At 32.6% G+C, this 13,733-nt stretch carries 14 protein-coding genes; 10 read left to right on the forward strand and 4 right to left on the reverse strand.

All coding sequences use genetic code 11. From position 1 onward, the window contains the following. Window positions 1-44 precede the first annotated feature (44 nt). The 3 genes from tsaE to ICJ85_RS01940 all read left to right on the forward strand — a co-directional run bounded on the left by tsaE (window position 45) and on the right by ICJ85_RS01940 (window position 1,263). Window positions 45-449, forward strand: coding sequence for a tRNA (adenosine(37)-N6)-threonylcarbamoyltransferase complex ATPase subunit type 1 TsaE (gene tsaE, locus ICJ85_RS01930; protein WP_188222079.1), 405 nt, complete (start codon window positions 45-47; stop codon window positions 447-449). Between the two features lie 186 nt (window positions 450-635). Further along, window positions 636-779, forward strand: coding sequence for a hypothetical protein (locus ICJ85_RS01935; protein ID WP_188222080.1), 144 nt, complete (start codon window positions 636-638; stop codon window positions 777-779). Window positions 780-786: 7 nt separating this feature from the next. Beyond that, window positions 787-1,263, forward strand: coding sequence for a hypothetical protein (locus tag ICJ85_RS01940; protein WP_241739471.1), 477 nt, complete (start codon window positions 787-789; stop codon window positions 1,261-1,263). On the opposite strand, the gene ICJ85_RS01945 is transcribed toward ICJ85_RS01940, so the two are convergent. Next, window positions 1,260-3,716, reverse strand: a complete 2,457-nt coding sequence (locus ICJ85_RS01945; RefSeq protein ID WP_188222082.1) for an outer membrane beta-barrel protein — start codon at window positions 3,714-3,716, stop codon at window positions 1,260-1,262. The genes ICJ85_RS01940 and ICJ85_RS01945 overlap by 4 nt on opposite strands. A 181-nt stretch (window positions 3,717-3,897) precedes the next feature. On the opposite strand from ICJ85_RS01945, the gene ICJ85_RS01950 reads away from it, so the two are divergent. From ICJ85_RS01950 to ICJ85_RS01965, 4 genes are all read left to right on the forward strand, one after another. Further along, window positions 3,898-5,097 carry an alanine dehydrogenase gene (locus ICJ85_RS01950; protein ID WP_188222083.1) on the forward strand — a complete coding sequence of 400 codons (1,200 nt, stop codon included), beginning with the start codon at window positions 3,898-3,900 and terminating at the stop codon, window positions 5,095-5,097. Between the two features lie 44 nt (window positions 5,098-5,141). Further along, window positions 5,142-5,492, forward strand: a complete 351-nt coding sequence (locus ICJ85_RS01955) for a hypothetical protein (protein ID WP_188222084.1) — start codon at window positions 5,142-5,144, stop codon at window positions 5,490-5,492. Between the two features lie 7 nt (window positions 5,493-5,499). Continuing rightward, the gene (locus ICJ85_RS01960; protein ID WP_188222085.1) at window positions 5,500-6,096 is read left to right on the forward strand and encodes a sugar transferase; all 597 of its coding nucleotides are present in this window, start codon (window positions 5,500-5,502) and stop codon (window positions 6,094-6,096) included. A gap of 65 nt (window positions 6,097-6,161) precedes the next feature. Next, window positions 6,162-7,220 carry a polysaccharide biosynthesis protein gene (locus tag ICJ85_RS01965; RefSeq protein ID WP_188222086.1) on the forward strand — a complete coding sequence of 353 codons (1,059 nt, stop codon included), beginning with the start codon at window positions 6,162-6,164 and terminating at the stop codon, window positions 7,218-7,220. On the opposite strand, the gene ICJ85_RS01970 is transcribed toward ICJ85_RS01965, so the two are convergent. Further along, window positions 7,215-8,390 carry a proline dehydrogenase family protein gene (locus tag ICJ85_RS01970; protein WP_188222087.1) on the reverse strand — a complete coding sequence of 392 codons (1,176 nt, stop codon included), beginning with the start codon at window positions 8,388-8,390 and terminating at the stop codon, window positions 7,215-7,217. The two genes, ICJ85_RS01965 and ICJ85_RS01970, sit on opposite strands and share 6 nt — an antisense overlap. Before the next feature lie 102 nt (window positions 8,391-8,492). On the opposite strand from ICJ85_RS01970, the gene aroB reads away from it, so the two are divergent. Continuing rightward, window positions 8,493-9,560, forward strand: a complete 1,068-nt coding sequence (gene aroB / locus ICJ85_RS01975) for a 3-dehydroquinate synthase (RefSeq protein ID WP_188222088.1) — start codon at window positions 8,493-8,495, stop codon at window positions 9,558-9,560. A gap of 20 nt (window positions 9,561-9,580) precedes the next feature. Here the strand turns inward: aroB and ICJ85_RS01980 are convergent, their stop codons facing one another. After that, window positions 9,581-10,705: a DegT/DnrJ/EryC1/StrS family aminotransferase gene (locus ICJ85_RS01980; protein ID WP_188222089.1), complete on the reverse strand. Its 1,125-nt coding sequence runs from the start codon at window positions 10,703-10,705 to the stop codon at window positions 9,581-9,583. A 145-nt stretch (window positions 10,706-10,850) separates the two neighbouring features. Between ICJ85_RS01980 and ICJ85_RS01985 the strand changes: the two genes are divergently transcribed. Continuing rightward, entirely contained in the window at window positions 10,851-11,849 is a 999-nt protein-coding gene (locus ICJ85_RS01985) for an SDR family oxidoreductase (protein WP_188222090.1), read from the forward strand. A 15-nt stretch (window positions 11,850-11,864) separates the two neighbouring features. Next, window positions 11,865-13,148: a nucleotide sugar dehydrogenase gene (locus ICJ85_RS01990; RefSeq protein ID WP_188222091.1), complete on the forward strand. Its 1,284-nt coding sequence runs from the start codon at window positions 11,865-11,867 to the stop codon at window positions 13,146-13,148. Window positions 13,149-13,204: 56 nt separating this feature from the next. Here the strand turns inward: ICJ85_RS01990 and ICJ85_RS01995 are convergent, their stop codons facing one another. Beyond that, window positions 13,205-13,684, reverse strand: coding sequence for an Lrp/AsnC family transcriptional regulator (locus tag ICJ85_RS01995; RefSeq protein ID WP_188222092.1), 480 nt, complete (start codon window positions 13,682-13,684; stop codon window positions 13,205-13,207). Window positions 13,685-13,733: the final 49 nt, after the last annotated feature.

A 13,733-nucleotide genomic window follows, 5' to 3' on the forward strand; every position in this document is an offset into this window, starting at 1 on the left:
TTTTTCGTATATAATTTGTAATATTGTTTTTAAATTTGATTGGATTGGAAATAAATTATAATCTTGAGCAACTTGATGAAGTAGCGCAGCAGATCATCAAAAACCTAAAAACCAAAACATTGTTATTTCATGGCGATATGGGCGCAGGGAAAACAACTTTAATCAAAGCATTAATAAAAGCTTTAGGAAGTCATGACGAAGTGAGTAGCCCGACCTTTTCGATTGTAAACGAATATGAATTGAAAGATGATAAAATTTATCATTTCGATTTATACCGTATAAAGGAAGCAGAAGAGGCTTATAATTTTGGAATAGAGGATTATTTAGATTCCGGATATTGGAATCTTATAGAATGGCCAGACGTCATAAAAGATTTATTACCAAATGAATTTGACACCTTATCTATTGATATTAAAGAAGACAACAATAGATTATTAATTTTAAAGTAAGAATAAATAACGTTTAAGTTACATGATATAGAAACACATTTACTCTGAAATTTGAAGTTTTACGGTAAACCCGTAGCAAAAAAATAGAAAAACCCTGTTTTTAACAATTTTTTAACATTTCAAGAAAAAACTTCAAGTTAGCCTTTAGTTACATTTGGGTAATTAATTAATTAAATCCCTTAAAAAATGAAAACTAAAAAGTATTTAATCGCAGCAGCGATCTTCGGAGGAATGTTGTTCACAGCTTACGCAGCAAACGCAGTTAACCAAGATGGAGAACAAACAGCAAAAATTGAAAAATCAAGAATCATCGTTCCGAAACACGGATAAAAAGAGCTTGATAATAGGCAGTGTTATTGCTACTTTTATCGCAACAACACCCTATCTTTTTTACTTATACGAAAGTGTTCCTGATATTCCTATCTGGAACACTTTTTTATTTACATATGAAAGTAAACATTACGGAAGCGCCTTCGTTTTAGCTTGGACACTTTCAGGTAAAGTAATCCCTTTAATTTTGTTATTTATTTGGTTTTTTACGTGCAGACATTGGTGGTATCATGTTCTACTTGTTCCAATATCTATGTATGTTTATCAAATATTCACAATTTTTAATGAAGATCAAAAAAACATAGATTCAAACCAATTGATATACATGATTCCTATCATGGCAATTATTATTCCTTCAATTTATCTAATAAGAGCACAGATTTTTAATAAAATTAATACAGTAGATAAAACAATGGAAGAATTGGAAGATGAGTTTAAAATGACGCCAAAAAATTTCTGGGATAGATTAAGAAACTACTTTTAATTATGTGAGCTATTATTGTTTTCTAATCTATTTCGCTCTTCAGAATTAATTTCTTTTTTATTTGTAGATAACTTATAATTTCCAAATTTGTAATTAAACCCTAAAGTAAATAGTCTGTTTTCCATTCTTGATGTCATAAATAAATCCTGATCTGCATAATTATTGCTCAAATCAAAGTTTTGCGTGTTAAATACATCTGTAACACCTACACTTAATGATGCTCTATTATCCCAAAACGATTTTCTAACGCTTATATCCAGTCCGTGACGCGTACTGTAAACAGAAGGACCGTCTACCATTGGAGATATATAATTATAAGACACATCTATCGATAAACTCTTATCCTTTAAAAGCGTAAAGTAATTCACAACCTGCGCATATACAGACCACTTATCATTTGTAATAAGCAAACTATCATTATAATATTTTCCTTCGTAATAAAAGAGTGAAGATAAAACATATAAATTCCAGTTTGAAACAATGTTGGTATACGTCATAAAATCTAAACCGTAAGAAATATTTCTGTCAATATTGGTTTTTATATATCTAACTTTATTGTTGACATTATCCTGCTGAAATAATTCTAATGAAGGATTGTCTTCATATCTATAATATACCTCAAATGTATATGTGTCTTTTAAAGTGTATCCTAAAGTAAAAACATCATCAATTTGAGGTTTCAACGTTGGGTTACCTACTAAGTAAGTATTATCATTTAAATAATACTTGAAAGGGTTTAAATCATTATATCTAGGTCTTGATATGCGTTTGTTATAACTAAAATAAATTTGATGATTATCATTGATCCTATCAAGCAAATAAAACGAAGGAAATAATTTAGTATATGTTGACTCGTTGGAATTACTGATTGTTTCAGATTCTCCAGTTAAATCTGTATGTTCCAAACGAAGTCCTGTTTTAAAGCTCCAGTTGTCCCAGTCTTTAGAAAAACTAGCATATACAGCGTAATTCATTTCATCATACAAAAATGTATCAAGCTCATCTATATCTGTTGATTGTTGACCATTATTTACAATAAACTGATTTATGTAACTTCCTGAATTTATATCTGAAACTTTTAAACCTGTTTCAAATTGACCATTGTTCTCAAAAGGTAACTCATAATCAACTTGGCCGGTGTATAGTTTTGTAGATTGACTGTTATTTGTCTGAAATATACTCTCTCTAAACGGAACATTTTCATTAGTCAAATAATAATTGGTGTTAACGTTTTGCAAACTTGCAAAATCATAATTTGTATGATGCAGGTTTACAGACAGTTTCTCTCCTTCCCTTTTGAAATCATGAACAAAATCAAGATTAAACGCTAGATTATTGGTTTTAAAGTTTGCGTTATTTGTGGTATTAAACAGAGAATCTAACACATAATTGGCACTAAACATTTGTGTTGTGGAATTTACATCTGTATTTGTATTTTTCTCTGGACCTATTAAAATGCTAGAAGAAAAACTTAAAGTGTTATTTTCGTTTAATTCATAATCGATATTTGCATTAATATTATGATTTAACGACTCTTTAGTTCTTTTAAAATCCGTTTCCCAAATAGACGATGTTTGATTTAATTCATCTTTAAAATTTACAATTTCATCGTTGTGTCTATAATCTTTTCTTGGACTTCCACTATAATTTAAATAGGCATCTAATTTATTCGTTTTAAAAAAATGACTAGTCCCTAAAGCATATTTTGGGTATTTATAACCTTGCTTGTAATTTCCAAATATTGTTCCATTATAACCTGCTGTAATATTTTTACTGGTCACAATATTTATCACAGCATTCCCCTCAGCCTCATATTTAGCAGGAGGATTAGTTACTACTTCAATTGATTTTAAATTCTGAGCTGTCGTTCCTTCTAACAATTGTTGAATTTCGTTTGAAGATAAATACACTCGTTTATCGTTTAAATAGATAATAGGTTCGCCATTTTTAACTGTAATTTTATTATCAGAAACCATAACGCCTGGAGTATGTTTCAGCACATCTAGCACATTATAGTTTGATAGTGTGGAATTTTCAACATTAAAAACAACACGATCAATTAATCGTTTTACAGTAGGGCGTTTAGCGGTGACTACTACTCCATCTAAAGCCTCAGCTTTTTCATTTAAAACAATGTTGTTAAATGCAATATTTTTATACAACTCAAAAGTTACATTGTAAGGTTCAAAACCTAAATATGAAATTTTCAATTGATAGGTTCCTTTATGAATATCTTCAAAAATGAAATTTCCGGAATCATCTGTTGTCGTTCCTATTATATACTCGTTATCACTATCTATTAAAACAATGTTGGAATAAGCTACTTCTATTTTATTTTCATCAACTACATGTCCAGAAATAGTGTAGTTTTGCGCCAAAGCCAACAATGGAAAATAACATAAAAAATGTAGTAGTAGTTTTCTAAGCATAGAGAGTTTTCTACATACAAACATAAAATAATTTATTTAAAATTTTTTGAGGGAAAACCATAAAAACACAAACTTTATCATTTAATTTCTGAAAAATCAGATGAATAGCACAATGTGGTTATAATTTGAAATATTTTTAATTTACTTAAATGTGCTAACCAAATAATTTGTAATTTAACTTTTCGATATCAACCACGTATAAAGCATGTCTAAACAACTGTCTCCTTTTACAAAACAACAACTTTTACCACAGGAAGAAACTCTTGAAATTTTTAAACGAAAAGGTGAGCTTTTTATAGGAATCCCTAAAGAAACAGCCTACCAAGAAAATCGTATTTGTTTAACACCTGACGCGGTTTTTGCAATTGTAAGTAATGGACATCGAGTCCTTTTAGAATCGGGAGCCGGAGATGGCGCAAATTTTAGCGATAAGGACTATAGTGAGGCAGGCGCTGAAATAACAAAAGACACTGCAAAAGTTTTTGCATGCCCTATGATTCTAAAGGTTGAACCACCTAGTTTGGAGCAAATTAAAATGATGAATCCTCAAACGATTCTAATTTCAGCTTTACAACTTAAAACACAATCAAAAAAATACTTTGAAGCCATGGCGGCTAAGCGCATTACGGCTCTAGCCTTTGAGTTTATTAGAGATGCGGATGGAAACTATCCTGCTGTAAAATCGCAAAGTGAGATTGCAGGAACAGCCTCTGTTTTAATAGCTTCTGAATTATTAACCGACGCTAAAAGTGGGAATGGTCGTATGTTTGGAAACATTAGTGGGGTTCCCCCATTAGAAGTTGTTATTCTTGGCGCGGGTACTGTAGGTGAATTTGCAGCAAGAAGCTCTCTGGGGCTTGGTGCCAGCGTGAAAATATTCGATAATTCTATAACTAAACTCAGACGAATTCAAACCCATTTAGGTCGCCCATTGTATACATCTACTATTCAGCCTAAAATATTAACCAAAGCTCTCAAGCGTTGTGATGTCGTGATTGGAGCAGTTCGAGGGAATAATCGTTCTCCTATTATTGTTACAGAAAATATGGTACAGGATATGAAAAAAGGTTCTGTTATCATAGATGTTAGTATCGATATGGGTGGCTGTTTTGAAACCAGCGAAGTTACCTCGCACAAGCAACCTACATTCGTGAAACATAATGTAGTTCATTATTGTGTACCTAACATTCCGGCTAGATACTCCAGAACATCCTCATTATCAATAAGTAATATTTTTACGCCTTATCTTCTAAAGATAGCTGAAGATGGCGGTGTAGAAAATTCAATAAGATTTGATAAAGGTTTAAAAAATGGGTTGTACTTTTACCACGGAATTTTAACAAACAAATCGGTTGGCGAGTGGTTTAATTTAAATTACAGCGATATTAATTTGATTATTTTTTAATTATTGTTTTCAATTACCATTTCGGCCAATTTTAAATTTTATACATGAAATTAATTCAACGTACTGGATACTACCTTGGCGGATTTTCATTCGGATTAATCATCTTAGCGTTCTTTTTAAACGGTAAAAAAGTATCTTGTAGTTATGGGCCTGATGCCAGGGTATTGAAAAACATCAGACAAAAACAACTCATCTACCCTTCTGATTTATCTGACTCTTTACTCGTTAATTATATTCTGAAAAAAGGTGATGTTAATTTCTCCGAAAGTGATGTTCATCAAAAACCATGTGGTGTTTACATTGTTGAGGGTGAATATGAAAATAAAGACATTCAACTAACTATTGAAAACTGCGATAGCATTGCCACTATAAAGGCTGTGAACTATAAAAAATAAATTAGAGATGTACATAAAACGAGGGTTTGACATAGTTTTCGCTTTCATTCTACTTGTTTTATTAACCCCTGTACTGATACTAATCGGAATTCTTATAAAAATTGATTCCAAAGGCTCTATCCTATTTAAACAATTAAGGGTAGGAAAAAACAATAGAGATTTTACTATTTTCAAGTTTCGTTCTATGGTGTCAGATTCGAAGGAGCAGAATTTACTAACCTTAGGTGATAACGATAGGCGTATTACAAAAGCAGGTTATTATCTTCGTAAATATAAATTAGACGAATTACCACAGTTATTTAATGTTTTTATTGGAGACATGAGTTTTGTTGGTCCACGGCCAGAACTACGTTATTTTGTTAATTTTTACTCAAATAATGATTTGGTTGTACTAAAAGTAAAACCAGGCATTACCGGATTAGCTTCTTTAAAATACAGACACGAAGCAGAACTATTAAAATCAGCTAATAACCCTCAGGAATTTTATATCAATTCTATTTTGCCTGATAAATTAAAAATCAATAAAGAATATATAGAAAACAGGAGTTTATGGCTAGATTTTAAAATTCTGTCACAAACAGTTTTCAGAGTTATCTTCCAATAAGAACTTGTTCCTATTGCAGCAAATCTATATTATTTCTACTTTGCAGTAGCTTAAATTAAACCTGAATGAACAACTCGATTGACTTTTACATAGATCAACTTATAAATCACACTGATTTATTTGATACTAATATAAATGATTTCGAAGCAAATAAAGTATTCGATTTCTCTGAAGAAACTATCCTAATAACTGGGGCCGCTGGTACGATAGGTAAAGAATTATTCAAACAACTCATTCCTTGCACCTTTAAAAAAGTCATTCTAATAGACATTGCAGAATCTGCCCTTTACAACCTTTCTATTGAGTTTACTGAACACATAAATCACAAAATAGAATTAAGAGTTTGCAATATTAATGACAAAGCTTCAACCAAACATATATTCTCTACCTACAGCCCTACTATGGTTTTTCATTGTGCAGCATACAAACATGTACCATTAATGGAAATTAATCCATATGAAGCTGTAAAAACAAATATCATAGCTACAAAACTACTTGCAGATCTCTCTGCTGAGAGCAATGTGAAAAAATTTGTTTTTGTTTCCTCCGATAAAGCTGTTGTTCCTAAAAGCATCATGGGAATGACAAAACATATCGCTGAACAATATTTAGATTCTTTGGAGTCAAATACCGAATTTATCATTACCCGATTCGGAAACATATTAGGATCTAACGGTTCCGTATTACCGGTATTTTTAAAACAGATTGAACTTAATTTACCGTTAACTATTACAGATAAAGATATGACGCGCTACTTTATAGGTCGACAAAAAGCATGTCAACTTATACTTGAATCTACAGGTTTTAATAATTTAAAAAACAAAACTTTATCATTTAGAAATAACAGTCCTATTAGCATTTATAAATTAGCTAAATCCGTAATATCAATATCAAAAAAAGATGATATAATAATAAAAATAACCGGTGTTCGGTCTGGTGAAAAATTACATGAAATAATGGTTGACAGCAATGAATCAACAGAACCCATATCGCATCCAGACATCTTTCAAATTAAAAACAAAAAAAAGCCTGCCAAACAAATAGCAGACTTTAAATATTTAAAAAATATTACCCCAAACACTTCAACACTAGACGCTGAAATTATTCTGAGAAAATACTTATAACGTTTTTCTACGTTTCTTTTCTTTTGACAGCAAATTAAGCTCTCGACCTGTTTGTCCTGCAACAGAAGTATTCTCCTCAGCACGACGAATTAAATATGGCATCACATCTTTTACTGGCCCAAAAGGAATATATTTCGCTACATTATAACCTAAGTTTGACAAGTTAAAACTAATATGATCGCTCATACCGTACAACTGACCAAACCAAACACGAGAATCGTTGTGCTTTAACCCTTTTTGCTTCATCAAGTCCATTAATATATATGAACTTTCTTCGTTATGTGTTCCTGCAAACAGCGAGATATCTTCAAGATGTTCTAAAATGTAATTTAAACAATCATTAAAGTTTTCATCTGTAGCTAATTTACTTGCACAAATAGGTGTTGGATATCCTTTTTCTTCAGCACGCTCATTTTCTTTCTCCATATATGCGCCACGAACAATCTTATATCCAAGCTTATAACCTTCCTTTTTAGCTTTATCATGCTCTTTACGCAGGAAATCCATTCTATCATGACGATACATTTGAAGCGTATTGTACACCACTGGCTTTTCGGTGTTATACTTTTTCATCATATCGGTTACTAAAGCATCGGCAGCATCCTGCATCCAACTTTCTTCAGCATCAATTAAAACAGCTATGTTGTAGTCTTTTGCTTTTTTACAGACAGCATCATACCTACCTATAACCTTATTCCATTCCTCCTGTTCCGCAGAAGTAAGAGTCTCGCCCTTGCCTATTTTTTCATATAAATAAAAACGTCCAAACCCGGTTGGCTTAAACACTGCAATAGGAATCGCCTTTAATTCCTTGGAAAACTCCATGATTTTTAAAACAACATCACGGGCGTTATCGAACTCTTTTTCGCTTTCTTTCCCTTCTACAGAAAAGTCAAGCACAGAACTCACGCCCTTCTCATACATTTTATTAATAACCGGCAGACAGTCATTTTCACTAACTCCTCCACAAAAATGATCGAAAACGGTAGCGCGAATTAGTCCTTCTACAGGTAAATGTGCTTTAATCGCAAAATTCGTTGCAGCAGTACCTATACGCACCAAAGGCTCGATAGAAATCATTTTGAATAAAAAATAAGCGCGCTCTAACTCAGAGTCACTCTTAAGCGCAAAGGCCACTTCCGTATTATCGAATATGCGTTCTACACTCATAAAGAATCAAAAAAATTATATAAAAGTAATGCCGACGAAGTTATCATTTTATGAATAAATCTCCTTAATTTCACATCCTTAAAAAAAAGTTAAATATTTAGCATGGATTCCATCAGCACAAACAACTGTACTATTCATTTCAATAACATATGCTACCCATCTTTAAATAAGCATATTAAAGAAAATAATTTCTCTAAAATCTTTATACTTGTAGACGAAAATACTCATGAATTTTGTTTACCATATTTCTTAAAACAAGTAGAAACAGAAATAACTATCGAGATAATTGAGATCGAATCCGGTGAAATAAACAAAACAATTGATACCTGTGTTGGGGTCTGGAATACACTATCTGAATTAGATGCCGATAGAAAAAGTTTATTAATCAATATTGGCGGTGGTGTTATAACCGATTTAGGTGGCTTTGTAGCTTGTACTTTCAAACGAAGCATAGCTTATGTTAATGTACCAACAACACTGTTATCGATGGTTGATGCATCTGTTGGTGGCAAAACAGGTGTGGATTTAGGGCATTTAAAAAATCAAATAGGGGTAATAAGTAATCCTGATTTAGTTTTAATTGATACACAATACTTAGCTACACTCCCACAAAACCAAATGCGTTCCGGTTTAGCAGAAATGCTAAAACATGGTCTTATTAGCGATATTAACTACTGGAATAAATTTCAAGACCTTTCAAAATTAAACGCTGACGATTTAGACCAACTAATTCATGAATCGGTTTTAATTAAAAAGAATGTTGTTGAAGTCGACCCTTATGAAAACGGCTTAAGAAAAACATTAAACTTCGGACACACTTTAGGACACGCTATTGAGACTTATTTTTTAAGCAACCCTAACAAAACAACGCTTTTACACGGTGAAGCCATTATTATAGGTATGATTTTAGCTTCTTATATTTCAACTGAATTAACTGGATTCTCAAAAGAAACCACTTTAAAAATTAAAGAATTCTTTACGGAATACTATGGAAAAGTAGAGATTACAGAAGACGAACGCAAACCAATTATGGAATTGATGAAATACGACAAAAAGAATAATCACGGCAACATTAACTTCGTGCTTTTAGAAGATATTGGCAAACCTAAAATAGATTGCTTAGTCGATGATGATATTATAATTGATGCTTTTAAATTTTACGCATCATAAAACAATTTGAAGCCTGTAATTTACTTACAGGCTTTTTTAATTACGTTGACTACCTTTTTTAAATCTTCCTTACTTAAATTAGACCCACTAGGGAGACACAATCCTTTATTGAAAAGGTTCTCAGAAACACCATTAACAAAACTTAAACAACCCTTAAAAACAGGCTGTAAGTGCATCGGCTTCCAAAATGGTCGAGATTCTATATTTTCCTTTTCTAAATTTAACCTGATCCGTTCGCGCATTTCAAAAGATTCAGTCAAAATACAGGTCAGCCACCTATTAGAGTTACTATCATAATCCTCATCTAAAAATGTAATTCCTATTAATTCAGATAATTCAGATTTATAAAAACTGTAATTACCCCTTCTGGCTTCCACCCGATTTTCAAGAACCTTCATTTGTCCGCGACCAATACCCGCTAAAACATTACTCATTTTATAGTTGTAACCTATTTTAGAATGCTCATAATGCTCAGCTAAATCTTTTGATTGATTCGCCAAATGAACAGCCTGCTCTTTTAACTTTTCATTTTTCACAACCAAAGCTCCTCCAGCTGAAGTTGTTACTATTTTATTTCCGTTAAAAGAAAACACACCTATATCCGATAAATTACCACAAGGTTTGTTTTTATAACAACTCCCTAAAGCCTCTGCCGCATCTTCCACAACAGGTATATTGTATTTCCTCCCAATAGCATTTATTTCATCAACTTTGTACGGTGAGCCATAAAGATGCACAGCAATAATGGCTTTTGGTTTTTTAAAATTCTCAATCCGGTTTAAGATAGCCTGCTCTAAAAGTTCAGGTGACATATTCCAAGTTTCGGATTCACTATCCACAAACACTGGTGTTGCACCCTGATAAAGAACCGGATTTACAGAAGCTATAAACGTAAAATTCTGACATAACACTTCATCGCCTTTTGAAACCCCCAGTAGCTGCAAAGCCAAATGAATAGCCGATGTACCTGAATTTAAAGCGACTACTTTAGAATCATTCCCAAGAAAATTTTCCAAATCAGATTCAAATCCTTCAATATTATCGCCCATTGGCGCAATCCAATTTGTTTCAAAAGCGTGATTTACATATTCTTGCTCCAACCCACTCATATGAGGTGATGATATGTACATTCTTTTACTACTCATTAATCTCTATCGGCTATTTTACTATTCATGAAAAACTAAATTAAATCATTCAAAATTGAATAAAAAAAAGAAAACAATACCTGAATTTGTTTAGCAATTAAAATTACATTTATATTTTTAATCCGATTTATAAAAGCATCACAAAATGACACCCGAACAATTAAACATACTAAAAAACAAACACGTCTTGGTAACGGGTGGTGCTGGTTTTATCGGTTCTAACTTATGCGAACACCTTTTATCACACAACATAAAGGTAACTTGCCTGGATAATTTTTCAACTGGAAAACAAGAGAATTTAGAAGGTTTTAAAAACAACTCGAATTTCAAACTCATAGAAGGCGATATTAGAAATCTAGAAGATTGTAGAGTTGCTTGCTCTAAAATTGATTATATTTTACATGAGGCTGCACTTGGTTCTGTACCACGATCCATAAGTGACCCAATCACCACAAACGACGTTAATATTTCCGGTTTTTTAAATATGTCGGTTGCAGCTAAAGAAGCAAATGTTAAACGATTTATTTACGCCGCAAGCTCTTCTACTTATGGAGATAGCAAACCACTACCTAAAGTAGAAGATAAAATAGGGAAACCACTTTCTCCCTATGCTATTACTAAATATGTTAATGAATTATATGCCGATATATTTCACACCACATATGGGCTAGACACAATAGGATTACGGTATTTCAATGTATTTGGAAAACGACAGGACCCAAACGGAGCTTACGCTGCTGTAATACCTAAGTTTGTTCAGCAACTTTTAAAACACGAGTCTCCTGTGATAAATGGCGACGGAAGCTATTCCAGAGACTTTACTTATATTGATAATGTTATTCAAATGAACATTAATGCATTAACAACCCAAAATCCAGATGCATTAAACAACGTTTACAATGTAGCCTATGGAGAGCAAACCACTCTTTTACAGCTCACCTCTCTGCTAAAAGAATATTTATCCGATTATGATAAGAATATTGAACACATTGAAATTAAATTTAAAGAAAATAGAATTGGGGACATCCCTCACTCTTTAGCTTCAATAGAAAAAGCTAAACAATTACTAAATTACAATCCCCAATACGACATAAAAACTGGCCTAAAAGAAGCTGTTAAGTGGTATTGGAATCATTTAAGATAAAGAACTTTCCAAAAAATGAAGGATATAAAAATTGCCGTTATAGGTCTAGGGTATGTAGGATTACCGCTTGCGAGATTATTCGCCACCAAATACCCTGTTATTGGTTTTGATATTAATCAAAAACGAATCAAAGAATTAAATCAAGGCAATGATATAACATTAGAGGTTGGTAAAGATGAATTACAAGCTGTCTTGAAGACTTCAAACGAGGACAACTCAAATGGACTATTCAACTCATCTAACTTAGAGGATATAAAAAGCTGCAACCATTACATTGTTACGGTTCCAACGCCTATCGACAAAAACAACAAACCAGACTTAACGCCGCTTTACCGCTCTACTGAGTCTATCGCAAAAGTATTAAAAAAAGGAGATATCGTGATCTACGAATCAACCGTATACCCCGGAGTTACTGAAGATGAATGTATTCCAATTTTAGAAACTATAAGCGGTTTAAAATTTAATGAAGACTTTTTTGCCGGCTATTCCCCCGAACGTATAAACCCAGGTGACAAACTCCATACCGTTGATAAAATCCTTAAAGTTACCTCCGGCTCTACCCTTGAGATAGGAAAAAAGGTAAACAACTTATACGCCAGTGTCATCACTGCCGGAACCCATTTAGCTCCATCTATAAAAGTAGCGGAAGCCGCGAAAGTTATTGAAAACTCACAACGCGACATCAATATTGCTTTCGTAAATGAGTTGGCTAAAATTTTCAATTTAATGAATATCGACACGCAAGCTGTTTTAGAAGCTGCAGGAACCAAATGGAATTTTCTTCCGTTTAAACCAGGACTTGTTGGCGGACATTGCATAGGTGTAGACCCCTACTACTTAGCACAAAAAGCAATAGAAATCGGGTATCATCCTGAAATTATTCTGGCTGGTCGACGTGTAAATGACAGCATGGGACATTATGTGGCTTCGGAAGTCATAAAACTCATGGCTCAGAAAGACATCAGAATAAAAAATGCGAAAATTCTAATTTTAGGAATCACCTTTAAGGAAAATTGCCCTGATGTTCGTAACACTAAAGTTGTTGATGTAGTTACTCAATTACAAAGCTACGGTACCGAAGTTACTATTTACGACCCTTGGGCAAAACCCGAAGAAGTATTACAGGAACACAACCTTAATACCGTAACAGAATTACCAAATGAAAAATTCAACGCAGTAGTATTAGCTGTTTCTCACTCAGAATTCCTTGGTATAAACATCAAAAACTTATTAGAAGACAATAGTATATTATACGATGTAAAGAGCTTTTTAAAAGAACCTGTAAACGGCAGGTTATAAAAGAAAAAAGGCGCCAATCATAAATTAGCGCCTTTTTTATACCTAATTAATAAAGCTTACATTTCGTTAAAAATAGTATGCATTAATCGTTTTTTATCGTTGATACTTTCCTCTAGCGATATCATGGTTTCCGTTCTGTAAACACCTTCAATATCATCTAATAAAAAGATAACTTCTTTTGCATGTTCAGTACTTCTCGCACGAATTTTACAAAACACATTAAACTTCCCTGTGGTGATATGCGCTACAGTAACATAAGGTATCTCGTTAATTCTCTCTAACACAAATTTAGTTTCAGAGGTTTTATTTAAAAATACACCCACGTATGCAATAAACGAATATCCTAATTTTTTATAATCTAACATTAAAGAAGAACCTTTGATGATTCCATGTTCTTCCATTTTCTTCACTCTTACGTGTACCGTACCTGCAGATATTAATAATTTTTTTGCAATGTCTGTAAACGGAATCCTAGTGTTATCGATTAACATATCAAGGATTTGGTGATCAATCTCGTCTAATTTAATTTTCCCCATAATTAATTATTCTTAAGTATAAAGCAAAAATAATACATTTTCTTTAAAA

It is taken from the genome of Aestuariibaculum marinum, from assembly GCF_014596975.1.
GTDB lineage: Bacteria > Bacteroidota > Bacteroidia > Flavobacteriales > Flavobacteriaceae > Aestuariibaculum > Aestuariibaculum marinum.